Annotated in this window: 17 protein-coding genes; 10 read left to right on the top strand and 7 right to left on the bottom strand. The window is 64.0% G+C overall.

The window, feature by feature from the left end; genetic code table 11:
- Positions 1 to 7 precede the first annotated feature (7 nt).
- The 6 genes from ACQR1I_RS09985 (at position 8) to ACQR1I_RS09960 (ending at position 6,274) form a co-directional block, all read left to right on the top strand.
- Entirely contained in the window at positions 8 to 988 is a 981-nt protein-coding gene (locus tag ACQR1I_RS09985; RefSeq protein ID WP_434864449.1) for an alpha/beta hydrolase, read from the top strand.
- Positions 988 to 2,721, top strand: coding sequence for a cyclic peptide export ABC transporter (locus tag ACQR1I_RS09980; protein ID WP_434864448.1), 1,734 nt, complete (start codon positions 988 to 990; stop codon positions 2,719 to 2,721). Before ACQR1I_RS09985 ends, ACQR1I_RS09980 begins: the two co-directional genes overlap by 1 nt.
- Before the next feature lie 153 nt (positions 2,722 to 2,874).
- A complete protein-coding gene (locus ACQR1I_RS09975; protein WP_434864447.1) occupies positions 2,875 to 3,942 on the top strand; it encodes a GNAT family N-acetyltransferase in 1,068 nt (355 codons plus the stop codon).
- 14 nt (positions 3,943 to 3,956) lie between these two features.
- Entirely contained in the window at positions 3,957 to 5,282 is a 1,326-nt protein-coding gene (locus ACQR1I_RS09970) for a lysine N(6)-hydroxylase/L-ornithine N(5)-oxygenase family protein (protein WP_434864446.1), read from the top strand.
- Positions 5,283 to 5,468: 186 nt separating this feature from the next.
- The gene (locus ACQR1I_RS09965) at positions 5,469 to 5,813 is read left to right on the top strand and encodes a hypothetical protein (protein ID WP_434864445.1); all 345 of its coding nucleotides are present in this window, start codon (positions 5,469 to 5,471) and stop codon (positions 5,811 to 5,813) included.
- A 290-nt stretch (positions 5,814 to 6,103) separates the two neighbouring features.
- Positions 6,104 to 6,274 carry a hypothetical protein gene (locus ACQR1I_RS09960; RefSeq protein ID WP_434864444.1) on the top strand — a complete coding sequence of 57 codons (171 nt, stop codon included), beginning with the start codon at positions 6,104 to 6,106 and terminating at the stop codon, positions 6,272 to 6,274.
- A 551-nt stretch (positions 6,275 to 6,825) separates the two neighbouring features.
- Here the strand turns inward: ACQR1I_RS09960 and ACQR1I_RS09955 are convergent.
- The 6 genes from ACQR1I_RS09955 to ACQR1I_RS09930 all read right to left on the bottom strand — a co-directional run bounded on the left by ACQR1I_RS09955 (position 6,826) and on the right by ACQR1I_RS09930 (position 14,013).
- Positions 6,826 to 8,322, bottom strand: a complete 1,497-nt coding sequence (locus ACQR1I_RS09955; protein WP_434864443.1) for a sugar ABC transporter ATP-binding protein — start codon at positions 8,320 to 8,322, stop codon at positions 6,826 to 6,828.
- Complete coding sequence (locus ACQR1I_RS09950; protein ID WP_434864442.1) at positions 8,319 to 9,413, bottom strand: hypothetical protein; 1,095 nt, start codon at positions 9,411 to 9,413, stop codon at positions 8,319 to 8,321. Before ACQR1I_RS09950 ends, ACQR1I_RS09955 begins: the two co-directional genes overlap by 4 nt.
- A complete protein-coding gene (locus tag ACQR1I_RS09945) occupies positions 9,410 to 11,527 on the bottom strand; it encodes an ABC transporter permease (RefSeq protein WP_434864441.1) in 2,118 nt (705 codons plus the stop codon). The genes ACQR1I_RS09950 and ACQR1I_RS09945 overlap by 4 nt, the downstream gene beginning before the upstream one ends.
- Before the next feature lie 75 nt (positions 11,528 to 11,602).
- Positions 11,603 to 12,619, bottom strand: a complete 1,017-nt coding sequence (locus ACQR1I_RS09940; RefSeq protein ID WP_434864440.1) for a sugar ABC transporter substrate-binding protein — start codon at positions 12,617 to 12,619, stop codon at positions 11,603 to 11,605.
- Positions 12,620 to 12,655: 36 nt separating this feature from the next.
- Positions 12,656 to 13,627, bottom strand: coding sequence for an ABC transporter permease (locus ACQR1I_RS09935; RefSeq protein WP_434864439.1), 972 nt, complete (start codon positions 13,625 to 13,627; stop codon positions 12,656 to 12,658).
- A 38-nt stretch (positions 13,628 to 13,665) separates the two neighbouring features.
- A complete protein-coding gene (locus tag ACQR1I_RS09930; protein ID WP_434888727.1) occupies positions 13,666 to 14,013 on the bottom strand; it encodes a hypothetical protein in 348 nt (115 codons plus the stop codon).
- Between the two features lie 621 nt (positions 14,014 to 14,634).
- Between ACQR1I_RS09930 and ACQR1I_RS09925 the strand changes: the two genes are divergently transcribed.
- Positions 14,635 to 14,811: a hypothetical protein gene (locus ACQR1I_RS09925; protein WP_434864437.1), complete on the top strand. Its 177-nt coding sequence runs from the start codon at positions 14,635 to 14,637 to the stop codon at positions 14,809 to 14,811.
- 1,546 nt (positions 14,812 to 16,357) lie between these two features.
- Positions 16,358 to 16,522 (top strand): hypothetical protein, encoded by a 165-nt coding sequence (locus ACQR1I_RS09920; RefSeq protein ID WP_434864436.1) that lies wholly within the window; start codon positions 16,358 to 16,360, stop codon positions 16,520 to 16,522.
- Positions 16,523 to 16,697: 175 nt separating this feature from the next.
- On the opposite strand, the gene ACQR1I_RS09915 is transcribed toward ACQR1I_RS09920, so the two are convergent.
- Positions 16,698 to 17,750, bottom strand: a complete 1,053-nt coding sequence (locus ACQR1I_RS09915; protein ID WP_434864435.1) for a substrate-binding domain-containing protein — start codon at positions 17,748 to 17,750, stop codon at positions 16,698 to 16,700.
- Between ACQR1I_RS09915 and ACQR1I_RS09910 the strand changes: the two genes are divergently transcribed.
- Entirely contained in the window at positions 17,713 to 18,993 is a 1,281-nt protein-coding gene (locus ACQR1I_RS09910) for an aryl-sulfate sulfotransferase (protein WP_434864434.1), read from the top strand. The two genes, ACQR1I_RS09915 and ACQR1I_RS09910, sit on opposite strands and share 38 nt — an antisense overlap.
- A 45-nt stretch (positions 18,994 to 19,038) precedes the next feature.
- Positions 19,039 to 19,806, top strand: a complete 768-nt coding sequence (locus tag ACQR1I_RS09905) for an ABC transporter permease (RefSeq protein WP_434864433.1) — start codon at positions 19,039 to 19,041, stop codon at positions 19,804 to 19,806.
- Position 19,807: the final 1 nt, after the last annotated feature.

The following is a 19,807-nucleotide window of genomic DNA, read 5'->3' as shown; positions in this document are numbered from 1 at the left end:
GGTGACGATGAGCCTTCATCCAGACATCGCAGCGCTGCTCGAGATGATCCAGCTGGGGACCGAGACCGGCGCGCGCGTGCCATTCCCGCAGCTCACGCCGGTGCAGGCGCGCGCCGATTTCGATGCGTCCTCGCCGCTGCTGGACGTCGATCCGCCGCCGCTCGCCTTCGAGACGCAACTCGCGCTGCCGATGCGCGATGGCGCGACGATCGCAGCGCGGCTCTACGCCGGCCGCACGCCTGAGCGCGCCGCGCCGCAGCCGGTGCTGCTCTACATGCATGGCGGCGGCTTCGTCGTCGGCAGCCTCGACTCGCACCAGCCGCTGTGTCGTGGCCTCGCCAGCGACAGCAACGCGGCCGTGCTGTCGGTCGGTTATCGGCTGGCGCCCGAGCATCGCTTTCCGACCGCATTCGAGGATTGCGTGGATGCGCTTGCCTGGATCGGGCGCGAGGGACCGGCCGCGGGCCTCGACCCGCGCCGCGTCGCCGTCGGAGGCGACAGTGCGGGCGGCACATTGGCGGCGGCGCTGGCGATTGCGGCCCGCGACGACCGGGCCTTGCCGCAGCCGCTGCTGCAGGTGCTGGCCTATCCCGGCCTCAGCCCGCAGCAATCGTCGGAATCCTACGCCACATACGGCTCGGGCTTCCTGCTCGAGCGCGACACCGTGGACTGGTTCTTCAACCACTATCTGCGCGAGGACTCCGATCGTCATGATTGGCGGTTCGCGCCGCTGGCCGCACCCGACTTCTCCGGAGTGGCGCCTGCAATGATGGTGTTGCCGGAGTTCGATCCGCTGATCGCCGAAGGACGCGACTATGCCGCGCGTCTGCTCGCCGCCGGCGTTGCCGTCGATCTCAGGATCTATCCCGGCATGATTCACGAGTTCCTGCGCATGGGCAACGTCGTGCCGGATGCGCTGCAGGCGCGCGCCGAGATCGGCGAACGACTGGCCGACGCCTACGCCCGGCAATCCGGAGACAGCCACTGATGACGACCTCGTCCAATCCCGCGGCCGTCCATCTCGGCGGCCTGCTGCGGCCCTACTGGAAGCTGGTGCTGGCAGCGATCCTGCTCGGCCTCGTCGGCGGCGCCAGCGTCGCCGGCCTGCTCGCGGTGGTGAATAAGGGTCTCTATGCCGGCTCCGGCGACGTCGGCCACCTCGTCGCCTCCTTTGCCGGCCTCTGCGTCCTGATCGTGATCGGCTCGGTCGGCTCGGACATCAGCGCCAATATCGTCGGCCAGCGCATCATCGCCGCGCTGCGCAAGTCGCTGGCCTCCAGGATCCTGATGGCGCCGATCGACGAGCTGGAATCCTACCGCGCTCATCGGCTGATCCCGGTGCTGACCAAGGATGTCGATGCGATCAGCGACTTCGCTTTCTTCTTTCCGGCCTTCCTGGTCTCGGGAGTCGTCGTCACCGGCTGCCTGGTCTATCTCGCCGTGCTGTCATGGCCGCTGTTCCTGGTGACGGCGACGCTGATCGTGCTCGGATCACTCGCGCATGCCCGCGCGCGCCAGCGCGGGATCTCCGGCTTCAACCTGGCCCGCCAGTACGAGGATGACCTGCAGAGGCACTATCGGACGATTGCCGAAGGCGCCAAGGAGCTGCGTCTCCACCGGCCTCGCCGCCATCACGTGCATGTCGACCTGATCCAGCGGACCGTCGAGCAGATCAGCGACGTCCAGATCAGCGCGATCAATCTCCTGGTCACGGCGCGCGCGCTCGGCACGGTGATGCTGTTCGGTGTGATCGGCACCGCATTGGTGCTTCGGCCCTTGCTTTGGCCGGACAGCCCGCCGGCGGTGTCCAGCGGCTTTGTGCTGATCCTGCTGTTCATGCGCGGCCCGATCGATCAGTTGATTGGCATGCTGCCGTCGCTGGGAAAGGCGCAGGTCGCCATGCGGCGGATTGCCGAGCTCTCCGACCGCTTTGCCGCCGCGGAGGACGATCTGCTCGCGGCTCCGGCGGACAGGCCCGCCGAGCTGACCCATTCCATCGCGCTGCGCGGCATCACCTATGCCTTCGATGCCTCTGCTGGCGGGACGTCCTTCGCGCTCGGGCCGATCGATCTGCGCATCGGGCGCGGCGAGATCGTCTTCATCGTCGGCGAGAACGGCAGCGGCAAGACGACCCTGATCAAGCTGCTGCTGGGGCTGTACGTGCCCGATCAGGGGCAGGTGCTGCGCGACGGCGTGGCCGTCGAGGCTCAGTCCCGCGACGACTATCGACAGCTCTTCACGACGGTGTTCTCGGACTACTACCTGTTCGACACGCTGCTGCGGAACGGCGATCAGGCGCCCGAGGCCGCCCAACGCTACCTCGATCGCCTCGAGCTCGCCCACAAGGTTTCGGTCGAGAACGGAACGTTCTCCACGACCGACCTGTCGACCGGTCAGCGCAAGCGGCTGGCGCTGATCAATGCCTGGATCGAGGGCCGCCCGGTGCTCGTGTTCGACGAATGGGCGGCCGATCAGGATCCGGCGTTCCGTCACATCTTCTACACGGAGCTGCTCGCCGACCTGAAGCGCCTCGGCAAGACGATCATCGTGATCTCGCATGATGATCGCTACTTCCATTGCGCTGACAGGATCGTGCGACTCCGGAACGGACGGCTCGATGAGGATGGTGCGGATCACCGGCAGGAGCTGCCGTCACCCAGGCTCGCACCGCGATCGTCCGTGCAAGATGACGTTGCGACACACGAGGAATCGCGAGCGTGAGTTTCAGTCTTGTAACTAATCCAGTGTGGGCACTGCTGACATTCTTGTTTTCGACGCAGCGGCCAAATTACATCCTGAGCGGGAGACGACGGCGGTGAGGCTCGTGCAAGGGAACGCGCAAGGGAACGCACAAGGCAATCAGGAGAGACGCGCATGAACGCCGCTGGGCGCTTCGTCAAGGAAGGGCAGATAGTCCCGAAGGGGACCATGACTGCAATGTCGGTCGTTCACGACAACGAGACGCTTCGTGTCATCGCCGAAGGAGCGGTGGTGCTGACGCTTCGGCTGGATGACGAGCGGGGCGAACTGACCGTGCTGGACGGCACCGAGGACCCGCTGATGATCGCAAGCGGCATCGCCGCAGCGGCGGAAGCGCTGTTTGCCGTGCATTCGTCGCGCGACAGGCTTGCCGTCAATTGTCCGGGCAGGCCGATGGCAGCGTCGGTGCTGGCGGGGCAGGGGCTTGCCGTCGTCGTGGACGGCAGACCCGTGCTGTGGTCCGACATGGTGATGCAGCGGCGCGAGAGCTGGCTGACGGATCCGGCGCGCCCGGCCTTTCCGCTGTCCCATGTCATGACCGATGGCAAACGCCATCCGCTGCGTCCGCCGAAGCCGGTCGGCGGCGTCTATGCGCGCTTCATTCCCTGGCTCTCGACCACCGTGAGCTTTCGGGTCGTCGATATCGAGCAAGACCTGTCGCTGGTCCATCGCTGGCTCAATGATCCGCGGGTGGATGCGTTCTGGAACGAGGCCGGCGACCTCGACAAGCATCGGCAATATCTGTCGAAGATCCTGTCGGATCCGCACATGCTGCCGATGATCGGCTGCTTCGGCGATCAGCCGTTCGGCTATTTCGAGCTCTATTGGGCCAAGGAAAACCGGATCGCGCCGTTCTACGACGCTGATGATTATGACCGGGGCTGGCACGTGATCGTCGGCGAGGACTCCTGTCGTGGCCGTGACTTCATCACCGCGTGGCTGCCCTCGCTCATGCACTACATGTTCCTCGACGATATCAGGACCCAGCGCATCGTCGGGGAGCCGGCCGCGGCCCATCGGCAGCAGCTGCGCAACCTCGATCGCGCCGGCTTTGCCCGGATCAAGAACTTCGACTTTCCCCACAAGCGGGCAACCCTGGTCATGTTGCTCCGCGAGCGCTTCTTTGGCGATCGGCTGTGGCAGCCGGCCGCAAAGGACGTGACGGTCCAGACCCAACGCTGACGGAGCATCAGTCCATGTCGTATCATTCCGCCTCAGACTATGACGTCGTCGGCGTCGGCTTCGGTCCTTCCAACCTTGCGCTGGCGATCGCGCTCGACGACTGCATGCGGCAGCAGCGTGTGGATTGCCGGGCCTTGTTCGTCGAGAAGCAGCCGAGCTTCAAATGGCATGGCGGCATGCTACTGCCCGGCAGCAACATGCAGATCTCCTTCCTCAAGGACCTGGTGTCGCTGCGCGATCCGACCAGCCCGTTCACCTTCATCAACTACCTGCACAAGTCGGGACGCCTGCTCGACTTTACCAATTGCAAGACGTTCTACCCGAGCCGGATCGAGTTCAACGACTACCTGCGCTGGGCGGCTGGACAATTCGGCGCGCTGGTGGAATATGGCGAGACGGTCGTCGCCGTCGAGCCGGTGACGTCCGGCCAGGCCGTGGTCGCGCTGCGCGTCGTGACGCGGACGGAGGACGGCGCGGAGCGGTCGCGGATCGCGCGCAACCTCGTGGTCGCCGTCGGCGGCGTGCCGCACGTTCCGGCGCTGTTTCAGGCCATCGCGAGAGATCCGCGCCTGATTCACACGAGCGGATATCTCGACTCGCGCCTGGCTGTGCGATCGGATGGGCCGGCGCCGCGCGTCGCCGTCATCGGCGGCGGCCAGAGCGCTGCGGAGGTGACGCTCGATCTCAGCGAGCGGTGCCCGGACGCGCAGATCGACCTCGTGTTCCGCGGGCATGCGCTGAAGCCGTCGGACAGCAGTCCGTTCGTGAACGAGATCTTCAACCCGGACTATACGGATTATTTCTATGCGCAGACGGGCGGCCAGCGAGAGGCCATCGTCCGCAGCTTCCGGAACACCAATTACGCGGTGGTCGATCCGGATCTGCTCGATCAGCTCTATCGGATGACCTATCAGCAGCGGGTCGTCGGCGAGCGCAAGCTGACGCTGCATCCCCGCAGCGAAATCGCCACGGTCGAGGCCGGCCCCGGCGGCATTGTGCTGGAGATGCTGAACAAGGACGAGGATGTGCGTCACCGTCAGACCTACGATGCGGTGGTGCTCGCCACCGGCTACGAACGATCGCCGGCGCCCGCCTTTCTCGATCCGATCCTTCGCTATGTCGAGGGCGGCGCGCTCGACCGGGACTATCGCCTCCAGACCAGTCCGGCGTTCCGGCCGCAGATCTATCTGCAGGGCTGCTCGGAGATCTCGCACGGTCTGAGCGACACGCTGCTGTCGGTGCTGCCGATGCGGGCCCAGGAGATCACGGCCGCCCTGGTGTCGAGCGCGGCGAGGCACCGCAGCCCGGAGCCTGGTCTGGCCGAGCCGGTCTACTCGTGATGCTTTTCGCGAGGCCTGGCCCGCAGGCGGCAGCGTTCGCGCGGGGTGAGAGCAATTGTCGGGTAGGCCGTGGCGCTCAGGGAGCGGCACGGCCGGATTTTGCAGCGGTGGTCGTGGTGATTGCGAAATTCGGAGGGCCGGCATCGTCAATTGGCCAGCAGGCACGGCGGAGTGCGGGATTGGGACATGGGTGAGCCGCATTTGCCTGAGCGGGTCGTGACATCGCTGGTCTCGAGTGATCATGCACGGCTCGTCGGCCGGACCATGACGGAACGGTTCGACCACCTGATCGATATTGCATCGCTGCACACGCGGGACGAATTGCTGCGACGTCTCGGCCTCGATCGCATCCTGGTGCGCCAGGTCGAAAAGTGGCTTGGATTCCACGGCCGGCGGCTGCGTCGGCCTGTCGAAAGCGTCGACGTCGCGATGTGCGGATTGGAGTTTCGCAAGCGCCGCATCCGCAGGTCCCGCCTGGGGGCGCGCCGTCGCACGCTGGATCCGACGGCTGCTTCGAAGGAGCCGGATTGACGATCTGCTTGTCCGGACGGCGGCGGGCCGCTGACTTTTACCGTCGCCAGGCCGGTCGACCGGCGTCTGCGCTGCGCACAGGTAGCGCTCGTATGGTGTAGTCCGGCACCTTTACATTTTTTGACAGCGGTTCGGTTGGACTGGCGGCTGTTTCAGGGATTAGCCTTCGCCGTTTCCACCGCTGTCAGGCGCCGCGCAGGCGGAGCATCGGCGCTGCAACGTGCGGTGATGCTGTCGATCGGATGAGAGGTCGTCACGGCCAAAGCCGGACGCGCACCGGAAGCTGGCTGGTGCAGATCCTGCACCGGCAGGATGATTGTCCAACGCCGGTCAACCTCGTGCAGCAGCCCCAGCCGTTCAAGCGCAGGGCCTTTCTGGATTTCGTCGCGCCAGAGCTGAGCCTTGCGCTAAGGCTGGCCTTGCGCTGGTTAAAATCGAAGAATCCCTTGGGGAGGGCATGAGCAGCACGCGGCGTTGGCGCGCCCTTGCCGAAGATGATGCGCTGTTCTGTATGGAACCATCAAACGACTTGCTGCTGTGCCGGCAATAGCAGCCGATAGTTGATGAAGAGAAGCTCGGCATGACCCCGCAAAATATTCCTGTGGAATCAAGATCGGAGAAAATCGTCGGTCTCGCCATCGGCGTCCCGATGTTGCATGTCGGCAAAAGCACTCCGGATTAATGCTTTAGTGCCGTGCAAGATAATCGAGTGGGAGTAGGGCGGTCGGCTGCTGTCGCGCAGTTTAGCGTAGTCGATAGTCTAGTTGGGTCATGCTCGTTCCCTTCACATCGAGGACCTTACCCGAAGTAGTGAGCTTTGCTTATCGTTGTCGAGGGATGTAATCCACCGCGGTTTGCTAACCGAGTATTGCAGCGCATTTCAATCGCACGAAAGGCGGGCGTCCTAAGCTCCAGCCTCGATGTCAGGCAGGTTTTGGCGCAAAGCGGAGGGGGCCGTTGACGAGGTTGCCCCAGGGTAGAAGGACACCTAATTAGCCGATCTCGCTGGTCATCAATGTATTGCCGCGTACATGATCTTCTCTTCTGTAGCTTCGATCGCCGAAAACTCCTCGACGACCTTGCCCTGCCGCGAGACCAGGATGCGATCGGACAGCGCCAAGATCTCTGGAAGATAGGAGGAGATCACGACAACCGCCTTGCCTTCGTCGGCTAGCCGGTTGATCAGCTCGTGGATCTCAACGATGGCGCCAACGTCGACACCGCGCGTCGGCTCGTCGAAGATGATCAGCTCCGGGTCTTGGATCAGCGATTTGGCGATGACGACCTTTTGTTGGTTGCCGCCCGAGAGCTCGACGACCTTGACCTCGTCGCCGATGGCGCGGACCTTGAGGCGCTCGATCCAGGTCTTGGCCGCCGCATTGCTTTCGCGCCGCGACAGCCAGGCGTGGCCCGCCGGAAACTTGGCGAGCAGGCCGAGATAGATGTTGCGCGCGATCGAGGCGGTCTCGAAGAAGCCTTCGACTTTGCGGTCCTCGGTCACATAGGCGATGCCGGCCTTCACGGCCGGGGCGGGCACCCGGTAACGCACCGGCCTGTCGTTGAGCAGGATTTCGCCGCCGTGGAAGAAGTCGCGCTTCAGGACGCCCGATACGATCTTGAACGTCTCGGTGCGGCCCGCGCCGACCAGGCCGAATACGCCGGTGATCTGGCCTGCGAACACCGACAGCGAATTGTTCTTCACCATCGGCGCCATCTTCAGGTTCTGCACGGTCAGGACGCGCTTGCCGCCGGGGCGAACGGTCTCCTTGCGGGTGCCATAGAGCGTGTTGGAAAGGTTGCGACCGACCATGGCCTGGATGATGCGTGCGCGGTCGAACTTCGAGGCGTCGTCGGTCACGACATGCTTTCCGTCGCGCAGGACGGTGATGCGGTCGGCGAGCAGCAGCGCCTCCTCGAGCGCGTGCGAAATGAAGACGATCGACACGCCGCGCTTCTTCAGGTCGCGCACCAGATCGAAGAAGTACTTCTTCTCCTCCGGCGTCAGCGTGGCCGTCGGCTCGTCGAAGATGATGACCTTGGCCTTGTGCAGGACCGCACGGGCGATTTCGACCATCTGCTTTTTGGCCGCGCCCAGTCCACCGACGGTCGCCGTCGGCGTCACGTCGAAGTTGAGCGATTGCAGGAACTGCTGGGCCGCGATGTAGATGCCGCGCAGCCGGTTGTAGAATTTCTCCTGACCGAGAAACAGGTTCTGCGCCACGGTCATCGTGGGCACGAGGCTGTTCTCCTGGAACACCATCGCGATGCCGAGGTTGCGCGATTCGAGCGGCGTCTTCGGAGCGACGGCTTTGCCGTCGACGGCCATGGCGCCCGAGGTCAGCGTCACGACGCCGGCCATGACCTTCGTTAGGGTCGACTTGCCTGCGCCGTTTTCTCCGACCAGGGCGTGGATCTCGCCGCGCCGCAGGTCGAAATCGACGCCGTCGATCGCCGGCACGCCGGCATAGAGTTTCGTCGCCTTGGAGAGGGACAGGACGATGTCGCTCATGGGCTGACCTCCTCGCCGGCCACCGCGACCGGCAGCTTGAGTACGCGGCCCGGTCCTTTGGCGATCACGACGAGATCGTCGCCCAGCTCGGCCGCCGCCACGATGCCGTGATTGACGCCATCGGCGCGGCTGTGCAGCGAGTAGCGCGGCAGGCCGTCGGCGCCAAGCCGGATGACGAGGCCGTAGGAGCGTGGAGGAGCCCACGGCTTCATGACGCCCATGGTCTTGATGTGGGCGCCCTGCAGCGGCTCCTTGAACGAGTTTCCGGAGTTGAGCCGTGGGACGATCCAGTATTCCGGATCGATCTCCGCCATCATGCGGCGGCGGTAGGCCGGCTCGCGCAGTACGAACTCCACGAGCTGCGTGCGCGCGGTGAATGCCGTAAGCCAGAACCCTCCGCCGCGCGCAGGCGAAAGCCTGGAGGGATAGACCGGCAGACGGCCGAGCAGGACCCTGCGCGTGCCGTCGGGCGCAATCGATACGATCCGGTGCCCCCAGCTCTCGCTGATGACGACGTCGCGGCCGCTCGCCGCCGCGCCGAACGCGTAATGCAGCCTGCCGGCAATCTGCCTGATGGTCCGCGTCTTCGGATCAAGCCGAAACACGCGGCCAGTATCGCCAAGCTCCATCAGGTCGCGAGCCCAGTCGCCGACGCCGCGCAGCGACGAGCCGTCGGTCGCGATCAGCGTGCCGTCGGACGCGGCGGCCAACGCGTTGACGGCATGCAATTCGCCAGTGAAGGTCGACGAGGGTGTCTTTGCGGCTGTATCGTCGTAGACATGGACCTCGGTGCCGCCGAGCGCGACGGCGATGCCGCCGGAGGGCAGCACGGCGAGGGCGGAGATCGGCCGGTCGAAGGTACGGACCGTTGTGGCCGACGATACGGTCAGGCGGAGCAGCCGCATGCCGTCGGCAACGAGCAGCGAATTGCCGTCGATTGCGAGATCTTCCGGCGCGTCGCACTCCAACAGGGTCTCGGCCCGCTCGAGGAGCTGGTTGGGTTTCAGCGCGCCGTCGAACGACGGAACGGTGATGGTCGCGTCGCCGCGGCCGAGGATGCGGTTGGCGAATTCGCGGACGGCCTCGATCACGATCGTTTCCCCCAACGCTTGTCATACTGGACGAAACCGGGATCGGCGTTGGCCAGCTTATACCGGCCGATGCGATTGTTGAGGATGCCACCGAGATAGAGATATCCGCGGTGCTCGCGCATCGACGTGATCATGGGGTGATTGAGGCCCTTGAGGTCCCAGAACGATTCAAGAATCTTGCCCTGTTCGTTGAACTTGACGACGCAGCCGGTGTTGATGTTCGGGAACAGCCATTCGTCGACCGGCACCCGCTTGGCCATGCGGCGGCGGAAGCCCGGCATTTTCCAGGCGAGATCGAGCGAGGGGCTGCGCATGCCGACCAGCGCCAGCCAGTAATTGCCGTCTGAGGCGAGGTTGATGTTGTCGGGGTATCCCGGCAGATTGTCCATCACGACCTCGACGGCGCCCTTCATCGGTCCGGCGAACCAGTAGCGCTTGATCGAGCAGCCGAAGGTCTCCGCGAACAGGATCGACTGCCCGTCGCTCGCGACTGCGACGCCGTTCGGGAATTTGAGCCCGCGCAGCGCGGTGTGCGTGATGCCGGTCTTGGTGTCGTAGCAGATGATGCGGCCGTTGCCGCGGGCCTCCAGGCCGTCGACCGGCCACTCGTCCATCTCGTAGCGGACGGTCGCCTCGGAGAAGAAGATCAACCCGTCATCGGTGATGTCGAGATCGTCGGCGAGCCGAAGCCGGCTGTCGTCGTTGACCGAGTACATGCTGCGATTGGTCTCGTCGGTGACCTTCTCGACGGTGCCGTCCGGCTTGATGCGATAGAGCCCCATGCCGCCGATGCAGACGTAGAGGTTGTCCTCGCGGTCGAACGCCATACCGAGCGGCTGGCCACCGATATGAGCGAATACCTCCATGCGCTCATAGTCGGGCGGGAAGAACCGGATGATGTCGCCGTGGCGAGATCCGGCGTAGAGCACGTCGTTGCGGTCGAGGATGACGTCCTCGGGGGCCTCGATCCGCCCGAGCCCGATCGACGAGACCTCGCGCAGCTTGTCGTTCTGCTCGAACGGTCCGCCTTTGCCGATCTCGGTCGGGGGCGGCGGCGGCAGCGCATGATAGGTCGGCGCGACATAGACCTTGCTGATGATGCGCGTACGGTTTTTCTGCCAGCGGATATCGACCATCGCGGCGACCAGCAGGATGCTGGCCAGCGCCATGCGGTTGGCTCCGCCGCGAGCGTTCATCGCCGTCAAGCCGTTGGTGATCAGGAGGACGATCAGGACGCCGACCGCCGACTTGACGACCGACCCCTTGCCGCCGCCGAGCGTGATGCCGCCGAGCACGGTCGCCGTCAGCACGATCACCTCGAGGCCGACGCCGATGTCGCCGCCGACGGTGCCGAGACGGGCCGCGAAGAACAGCGCGCCGATGCTCGTCAGTACGCCGCTCGCGATATAGCAGAGCGCGATGGTCCGGCGCACCGGGATGCCTGAATTGTAGGCCGAGCGGCGCGATCCGCCGATTGCGGTGATATGCCAGCCGGGCCGCAACCGTGTCAGGAAGATGTGGCCGAAGATCGCGATCGCGATGTAGACGATCGCGACGCTCGGAATCCCGAGCACGCTGCCGCCGCCGATGAAATCCCAAGACGGAATGTCGGGAAGGGCCGATGCGATGGCGTTGGAGTAGCGCTGGATCAGGAGGTCGAATGCCGAGCGGTAGATGATCAGCGTGATGAGCGTTGTGATGAAGGCGCGAAGCCGGAGGTAACCGATCAGGAAGCCGTTCACGGCGCCTAGCAGGCCGCCGAAGACCATGGTCGCGACGATCACGGCGGGGATCGGCCAGCCGAGCACGTCGAGCAGATAGAGCGCGCAGAAATCCGTGAGCGCGAACATCGATCCGACCGAGAGATCGATGCCGCCCACGATTACCACCAGCCCCATGCCTAGACCGATGAAGCCTATCTCGCCGGCCTGGCGCGCGGTGTCGGCGAGGCTTGACGGCGACAGGAAATGCTCGAGCGACCGACTGAGCGCGAAGCCGACGATCAGGAGCAGGATGACCGGAACGGCGGTTTCGGTCCATCGCTTGGACAGGATCTCGCCGAGGAGGTGATCCGGCCAGTAGCGATATCGCAGCCGAGTGAATGTCTCGCGCATATGCCTTCCATGCATTCCAATCAGACAATGGGTGCGCGTCCCGGGGCGAGCCCGGGACGTGCGTTCATGCGACGATCACTTCTTGAGATCGGAGAGATTCCAGCACGTCGTCTGGCTGTCGGCGTTGTCTTTGGTGATCGGAACGAGCGTCGTGTACTCCGATCCCTTGACCGATCCGGGCTTGGCGCCCGACGACAACAGCCATTTGATGGTGCCGGCCATCTGGGCCGCCTGCGTCGGTACGTCGTAGCTCATGTTGAGGTCGAATGAACCGTTCTTCACGAGCTCGCAGGCGCCCTTGCGCTCGCCGCCGCCGGAGGTCGCCAGGAAGACCTTGCCGGTAAGCCCGGCCTCCTTGATGGCGGCCGCGGTGCCGATGTCCATGCCGTCCCAGAAGCCGACGATGCCGCACAGATCGGGGTTCTGCTTCAACACCGTCTGCGTGATGGCCTTGGCCTTGGCGGCGTCCCAGTCGGCGGCCTGGCTGGAGACGACCTTGATCTCGGGATGTTTCGCGAGGACGTTCTCGACGCCCTTCAGCGTATATGCGCTCGCGGCCGCCGACAGCGCACCCTGGATGATCGCGATCTTGTTCGACTTGCCCTGGCAGGCCTTGACCACGCCTTCGGTCTGCCGTTCGCCGATCTCGATCCAGTTCGCGCCGACGAAGGCCGAGCTGCGATAGGCGGAGCCCATGTTGATCTGGATGACGTAGATGCCCTCGTTCTCGGCTCGCTGCAGCAGCTTTGCGTAGGTCTGCACGTCGGGATTGTGGATCACCATCACCGCCGGCTTCTCCGAGATCAGCGAGGTGACGGCCTGGGCGCCGGCATTGGTGTTCCAGTTGGGATCGCGAATCTCGAACTTGACGCCGTAGGGCTCGAGCTCCTTCTTCAGGCCGGCGTACCAGCCTTCGGTGAGATCGAAGTTCATCGCCACCGGCACGTAGGCAACGGTCTTGCCGGCGAGCGCGTCGCGGAAGGGCTTCTGGAATGGTTCGTCGAGCCCCTGTTGCGCGAACGCGGGGACTGCGGCGGTCACGACCGCCGAGGCGGCGATACCCGCAAATGCAAGCTTTTGAATATCAATCATTGTTTCCTCCTTTGATAGTCCCGATGTTGCGGCGAACTAGATGTCGCCTTGTTGAGCCGTTTCCTCGTTGCGTGGATTTAGGAACGTGTCGGTGATGACGGCGACCAGAAGGACGACGCCCTTGATCAGGTTCTGGCCGGCGTAGGGGATGTCCAGGATGGTCATGCCGTTGAGCATCGTTCCGATCAGCAGCGTGCCGATGATGACGTTCACGACGCCACCGCGCCCGCCGGACAGACCGATGCCGCCGAGCACGACGACGAGGATGACGTCGTAGATCAGAGTCGAGTTGAAGATGCGCGTGGGCATCGAGTTGACGGACGCCGCCATGACGAGACCGGCAAAGCAGCCGATCAACGCAGCCAGGACATATTGCAGCACGATGATCGGTCGCGATGGAATGCCGGTGACACGTGCGGCGAACGGATTGTCGCCAACGGCGTAGATATAGGCGCCCCAGCGGGTCTGGCGCAGCAGCACGAACACCACGACGCAGGCGATCGCGAACATCACGATCGAGGTGGGTATGCCAAGAATGCTGCCTTGCCCGAGCCGCTCGAACCCGGCCATGCCGTCGCTCCACTGCACGACGTCGAGCTGAAACAGGGCGGACTGGCCGAGGCCCGCGACGAAAATGCCACTAGCGAGCGTCGCAAACAGCGGCGGCACTTCGGCGTAGGCGATGAGCCAGCCGTTGACCAGACCGATCGCGATCGCGAGCAGGCCGGCGGCCAGCAGCGACGCCGGAAGTGAGTGCCCGTTCTGCACCATCTGCAGGACTAGGCCGCCGGGGACCGCAAGCGCTGCGATGAGCGACAGATCGATGCCCCGGCCGATCACGACGATGGCCATGGCGAGACCGAGGATGCCCAGCACCGCCACGTTCTGCAGCAGCGTCAGCATGTTGTCGGCGGTGAGGAAGCCCTTGAGGACGATCGAGAACACGAGAAACAGCGCCGCGAAGACGGCGAAGACGATTTCCTGCTGGCTGAACCGAAGGCGCTTCATCGTTGTCTCTCATCAATTCCGGATCGGGCACTGCTTCATCACAAGGCGGCCTCGATCGGATAAGTCTGCGGCAGGCTCGCCAGGCTGTCGGCCAGCGGCGTCGAAGCTCGCGGACGGCCTCGGCAGGGGCCGGCTCTCGCCGACGACCAGGGAGACGCTACGCGCGCAGCCACGTTGCTGGCCGTTTGCCAGATCGCGGCATCGGCCGCTTCCGACGGGATCACCAGCACCGTCCCACCTTGCGCCTCGAGCAGGTCGACGATCGTATCCTCGTTGAGGAGATGGTCGATCGAGCTCGCGACGCCCGCCACCTGGGCGTCGAGCAAGGCGGGAAAGACCTGCGGCAGGATCGGGCAAAGGATCGCGACGGTCGGACCGTCGGGCATGATCCCGTACGACCTGACTAAGTTCGCGGCACGGGATATTTTGCCGGGCAACTGGCGATGCGTGAGGCTGACGTCGCCCGACGGCGTCAGGATGGTCAGCGCGCCGGGGCGCAATCGCGCCGTCGCCTCGAACAGGTGTTAGAGAATGCGTGCAGGCACTAGGGAATCGTACCGCAACCGCTCGAGCGCCTCGATATCGGCAATGGACGTGACGGGTCTCGTAAACCTCGTTGTCTTCGCGCAAGGCGGATCGACGGGCATCGCTGCAGCGCGTGCAGGCATCCTTTCCCTCTGTCAGCCGCTTCTTGTTGTTCATAGCTCGCCGCCCCAACGGCGCTTGCCCCGGAGCGCAAAGGTTTTGCGTGTGCGTGCAAAGGTGGCTTGCGCAGAGCCGCTAGACATCTAGAATTGCACTATTCTCTGTTGTGCGACGCACAAAGAACTTGTGGCTGTTGCCTATGGGGCAAGCGATCAATCTTGTATTCACGACAGAGGACCTCGAGCCGTCCAACGCTACACCGCCTAGCAGGGTATGCGATGTCTATGTCCATGTCGACGTCGAAGCGGAGAAGCGCTCCGACTATCGGGCTTCATCTGGAGGCGCGGTTCGGTGCCGTCACCATGACTGACGTTCTCTTGTCGGAGCGCATCACGCCCCGCGAGCGCCACATCGCGAAGCTCGACAACGACTGCTACTACGTCGAGTTCGTCGAGCAGGGAAAGATGAATGTCCTCCAGGCCGGGCAGTCGCTGCTCACCCATCCAGGCGTCGATATTTTCGGCTTCCGAGGCCTATGATCTGGATTGCATGCGCAAAGTGCGGTCGCTGTATTTGGAGATTCCGCGCGCGGAGTTCGCTTCGCGCTTCAACGCGAGTACGAATCCCTGTCGCGACGACCATGGCAACAGCACGGGGCTGGGGCGGATTGCGGCAGAGTTCTGTGCGACGCTCGCCTCCGAAGGCTCGCCGATCGATTAGGCCGCGCGCGCCCGGCTGGGCGATGAGCTCATGGACGTCTTGGCGCTTGCCTTGGACATGGGCGACAGGGATGAACTCGCAGAAGATACGACAGCCCAGAAGGCCGCGCCCGCGATCCGTCAAGGCCTGGATCGAGGAGCGCCTGATCGATCCGGATCTCTCGCTGGAGAGGATCGCGAAGAACAATGGCGTCTCGCTCCGGCACCTGCATTCTCTCTTCAGGCTCACGGGGGTGTCGGTCTCCGGGTGGATCCTAGACCGCCGTCTGCAGCGCCGCTACGATATGCGCCGATCCGTCGGGAGTCGCGGTCCTCGTCGTTGACCAAGGTTGCCTGTCGTTGCGGCTTCAGGAGCTTCTCGCACTTCGGCACCGTCTTTAGACGGCGGTTTGGGCATAGCCAGTTGGAGCTGCGTAAGCGCCAAGCACTTCTCCATGAGGCGGTCGGATCATCAGGCTCATCGCGTTGAGGGCGCGCTCTCTTTTTGGCGCGAAAGCGGACCATTCTGGTAGCGCACGGTCGCCAGGCGAGCGCGACGGCGATCTCTGACGGTATTTAGAACGATGCCGCGCCGGGGTGGGTGTCCCAATCTTGTCTACGCAGGCGACCTGATCAGTCGATTGATTCCGATAGATACCGGAATCGCCAGCACTACGCGCGGTTCAAATTTTCCTGTGAGTTCAAGACCAAAAATTCAGCCGGCGATGCCGTCGGTATCAGACCGTCAGAATCGAAAAATTGTTCTTGCAGATCAACGACGAAGCATCATCATCAATGGTTTGGGAGTAGGGGCTGTCGTAGTTTCGGCGGCAAAGTAGCGGAAAAAGAAGCGGTTTTCGGTCGCCTCGTTGATGATGCGCCACGTATGGCCGACTGCAGATTGTCACACCTAAGCGGCAAGTGCGGTTTTATTGAAGCAACGGACGGGCTCGCGGCCCGACCAAGCTGTATAATCGGCGGTCTTCGCGTCGGCATTTCGAGAGTACGCCCACTGCTCGAGAAGGTGATGCCGTCAAGCCTCTTAGATTGGCTGACGGTATCGACACGATCAGCAGCCCGTCGCGAAATGGTTCAGTCATGCCTGCTGTTTGAAACGTGCAGAATCCGCGCGTGCTGTGTCCCGCACCAGGGTGGGCAGTGACAAGGTGATCTGCGGTCCGGGGCTGAGAACAGCGGCGGCGCCGATGTCCTGACGCACGGCTACGCTGCCCTCGGAGCTTGAGTTACGACTTGCCGACTTGCGCTCTGCGATGGAGAACGACCTCAAGGGCCGCAGTGACATTCTGACCGAGTCGCACGTGCGCAGCCTGCGGCTGATCGAGAGCATGCCCCTGGGACGCAATGCGTCGGCTATCTGATGGAATCGATGTACGGCGCCGGCTCAGCCCAGGCCCAGCACATTCAGATCGCGCGCGGCATGGAGCTCGACGTCAAGAAGAAGCTCGCGCAGCGATTGGCAGGGATTTCGGCCGAGCCTGCGGCGGAGGCCGGGAAGGTCAGGGTGGCAGGCCCTGATCGCCGTCATTCATGAGTTTGCGCGTGACGACAGGCACTGGCGGTTGCTGCGCTTGTTTGCCTTCTGGCGCCGCCGCCTTCACCTGCAAGCTCCCGGCGATTGGCTCGTCGCGCTGCCCAAGCGACTTGAGCGATCGCCGCAGACGGCGTTCCCCACGTCCAGCCCCCAACCGGCATCGCGGGCGTGCGGTCTATCCTGCACGATGGGCCATCGCGTGACTACGTGACGACTCGCGCTGGATCAGTTGCGGTTCCGGACTGCTGAGTGATGGCGCCGCTTCGTCGCCGTGCATCTGGCGGAGAAGCAGATCCACGGCAGCGGCGCCGACGTCACTCAGTCGCATGTCGAATGCCGTGATCGGGGGGATCGAATCCCGGGCATGGAATCCATCGTAGCGAGTGGCGAGTTTGACGTCTGCCGGAACGCGCCGTCCCGACTGATTGATGGCCCTGAGCGCGCCCGATGCGAACACGTCGACCGAGGCATAGATGCCGTCGATCTCCGGCCGCTGCTGCAGCAGCGCGGCCGTTGCGGCGCAGGCTGCGTCCTCGCCGCCAGTCTCATCAATGGCAATGACGGCGGGCCTCATGCGCTTGCGCCGCACGAAATGCTGATAGGCCTGCCGCGCCTCGAGATAGGAATTGCGTCGTTCGGAGCCGATGATCAGGGCCATGTTGCGGACCTGCTGATCGAACAAATGCTGCAGCATCATCGTGGTCGCAGCCGCCGAGCGCAGATCCACGCAGGCAATGTCGCGTGCGTCGGGCTGGCGTCCGATCGTGACGACCGGGAGGTTGCGCTGGCGCAGCGCGGCCACCTCGGGATCATCAGCGTGCGGCTCGACGACGATGGCGCCGTCGATATGAAAGTCGCGTGGCGCACCCCAGCCGGCTTCCAGCGGCGGGATCAGCATCAGCGCGATGCCGCGCTGAAGCGCCTTCTCGGCAGCTGAGCCGGCGAGCTCCAGGAGAAAGCCGAGGCGGGAGCGCCCGCCGGCGATCGAGGACGGCATCGAGGAAAAGATCGCGATCGTATCGGCGCGGCCGGTGCGGAGCTGCCGGGCGCGGAGATTGGGTGTGTACCCGAGGCGGGCCGCGGCATCCATGACACGTTGCCGCGTCGCCGGATCGACCGGACGCTGACCGGTCAGTGCGTTCGAGACGGTCGCCGTCGATACATGGATCTCGCGCGCAATATCCCGGATCGTGACACGCTGGATCGATGTGTCTGCTTGCTTTCGCATCAGCCTGCTCGTGCAATGGGCGTCGAACGCCTCATTTTCACTGTTGACTTGTAGGCCGCGTGATCGGATTTATCCATCACTAAATCGATTTAGTCTGCATGTTTTCGCCAATTCTCGAGAGGGGGCCGTCGTGGCTGCAGTCGATCAGGTGAGCTGGCGCCGGCGCGGGACCGGTCTGATAGCCTACGATGAAGCGAAGTCCGCCGGGGGCTACACCCTGATCGCGCCGCAGACCGATGGCGGCCGCGTATCGCTCATCGCCATGGACGGCACGCCCGTCCATACTTGGCAGATGCCGCAGCGGCCCGGGCGATACGCTCAGCTGCTGCCGAACGGCAATCTTGGTTATTGCGGCAATCATCCGGAGTCTCCCGATCTCTATCTGGCCTGGTCGATGTGGCACGGCGGCGCCTTCTCGGAAGTGACGCCGGACGGGAAGGTCGTCTGGGAGCACACGGATCTGACGCATCATCATGATGCGCAATGGCTGCCGAACGGTCATCTGCTGTATTGCTCGCTGGAGCCGCTCGCGAGCGAGTTCGCCAGCCGCATCGTCGGCGGCAGCGCGCTCAACGATATTCCCGATGGCACCATCTATGGCGATGTCATCAAGGAGGTCGACAGGAATGGCGATCTCGTCTGGTCGTGGCGCGCCTGCGACCATCTGCGGCCCGAGGATTTTCCGATTCACCCGTTCTTCGACCGCTACCACTGGCCAATGATCAATGGCCTGTGGGCGACCCGGGGCGGGCTGGTGCTGATGAGCCTGCGGACGACCTCGGGCGTGATCGGCGTCGATCGCACCACCGGCGAAGTCCGGCTTCAAATCGGTCACGATATCGTCGCCCAGCAGCATGCGCCGGTCGAGCTGGACAACGGCAACATCCTGATCTTCGACAACGGCAATTTTCGGCCGGGTGTATCGACCCCGTTCTCCCGGGTCGTCGAAGTCGATCCCGCAACCGGTCAGGTGGTGTGGATGTACGCAGATCCATTCAAGCCGGCGTTCTTCTCACCCTACATGGGAGGCGCCCAGCGCCTGGCCAATGGCAATACGGTGATCACCGAGGCGGCGACGGGTCGGCTGTTCGAAGTGACGCCGGCGGGCGAGCTGGTCTGGGAATACATCATCCCATATTTCGGCGAATATCCTGAAGCTGCCGCCCGCAGGACAGGCAGCGGATTCACCAACAGCGTGTTCAGAACCTACCGTTACGAGAAATCCCAGATCCCCTGGCTGTGAGCGCTGGCGATGACGCCTCGAACTGATCATGCTTCACGGGACAGGTTGCGCGCGCAGATCGCCGCCGTCCTGCAGCCATTTCAGTCGCTGTTTTCGTTCGCGATCGTCATCCTGGCCTGGCTGCTGGTCTCCAGGTCCGGCGTCATTCCGGCCGCGCTGTTTCCCTCTCCTGGCGAGGTCTGGGAGGCCGCCCAGGAATTGTACCAGACCGGCCAGCTCCGCTCCGATCTGGCGGCGTCGATGTCACGCGCCTCGGTCGGGTTCCTGATCGGCACGACGCTTGGAATTCTGACGGGTCTTCTCACGGGCCGCACGGTGCTGTTGCGTGTGCTGCTCAGCCCCTTCCTCCGCGTGCTGCGCCCGATTCCCGCGATTGCGCTGGTGCCGGTGGCTATCGTCTGGTTCGGGATCGGCGAGGGCTCGAAGTACTTTCTCATCTCCTACACGGTGTTCCAGACGGTCTGGTTCAGCACCCACCACGGCATGGAGTACGTACCCGAGATCTATATCCGCGCATCGCGAAGCCTCGGCGCGTCGCGAGCGCGCGAGTTCTTCACGGTCGTCATTCCGGCGGCGGCCCCGCACATCGTGGCTGGCATTCGGCTCGGTGTCGCGCTGGCATTGTTGAGCCTTGTGGCCGCCGAGCTGAGCGGAGCTTCATCTGGCATCGGCTACCGCCTGCAGGACGCGCGTCAGTACATCCGGACCGATCGCATGTTCGCGCTTCTGATCGAGCTCGGCGTGCTTGGCGCGGTCCTCGACCTGATTGTCGGCCATATCGGTCGTCGCATCGTGCATTGGGAGCAGGGCTGAC

The organism is Bradyrhizobium sp. HKCCYLS2038 (assembly GCF_051167655.1).
Classification (GTDB): Bacteria; Pseudomonadota; Alphaproteobacteria; order Rhizobiales; family Xanthobacteraceae; genus Bradyrhizobium.
Note: the sequence above shows the minus strand (reverse complement) of the source record. Positions and strands in the feature narration are given on the sequence as shown.

What these genes read in the sequence shown, in the direction of transcription:
- ACQR1I_RS09920 (WP_434864436.1), top strand. Translation starts at nt 16,358, where the DNA reads ATGTACGGCGCCGGCTCAGCCCAGGCCCAGCACATTCAGATCGCGCGC.
- ACQR1I_RS09975 (WP_434864447.1), top strand. Translation starts at nt 2,875, where the DNA reads ATGAACGCCGCTGGGCGCTTCGTCAAGGAAGGGCAGATAGTCCCGAAG.
- ACQR1I_RS09925 (WP_434864437.1), top strand. Translation starts at nt 14,635, where the DNA reads ATGACTGACGTTCTCTTGTCGGAGCGCATCACGCCCCGCGAGCGCCAC.
- ACQR1I_RS09980 (WP_434864448.1), top strand. Translation starts at nt 988, where the DNA reads ATGACGACCTCGTCCAATCCCGCGGCCGTCCATCTCGGCGGCCTGCTG.
- ACQR1I_RS09955 (WP_434864443.1), bottom strand. Translation starts at nt 8,322, where the DNA reads ATGAGCGACATCGTCCTGTCCCTCTCCAAGGCGACGAAACTCTATGCC.
- ACQR1I_RS09945 (WP_434864441.1), bottom strand. Translation starts at nt 11,527, where the DNA reads ATGCGCGAGACATTCACTCGGCTGCGATATCGCTACTGGCCGGATCAC.
- ACQR1I_RS09935 (WP_434864439.1), bottom strand. Translation starts at nt 13,627, where the DNA reads ATGAAGCGCCTTCGGTTCAGCCAGCAGGAAATCGTCTTCGCCGTCTTC.
- ACQR1I_RS09965 (WP_434864445.1), top strand. Translation starts at nt 5,469, where the DNA reads ATGGGTGAGCCGCATTTGCCTGAGCGGGTCGTGACATCGCTGGTCTCG.
- ACQR1I_RS09940 (WP_434864440.1), bottom strand. Translation starts at nt 12,619, where the DNA reads ATGATTGATATTCAAAAGCTTGCATTTGCGGGTATCGCCGCCTCGGCG.
- ACQR1I_RS09970 (WP_434864446.1), top strand. Translation starts at nt 3,957, where the DNA reads ATGTCGTATCATTCCGCCTCAGACTATGACGTCGTCGGCGTCGGCTTC.
- ACQR1I_RS09915 (WP_434864435.1), bottom strand. Translation starts at nt 17,750, where the DNA reads ATGCGAAAGCAAGCAGACACATCGATCCAGCGTGTCACGATCCGGGAT.
- ACQR1I_RS09930 (WP_434888727.1), bottom strand. Translation starts at nt 14,013, where the DNA reads ATGCCCGACGGTCCGACCGTCGCGATCCTTTGCCCGATCCTGCCGCAG.
- ACQR1I_RS09985 (WP_434864449.1), top strand. Translation starts at nt 8, where the DNA reads ATGAGCCTTCATCCAGACATCGCAGCGCTGCTCGAGATGATCCAGCTG.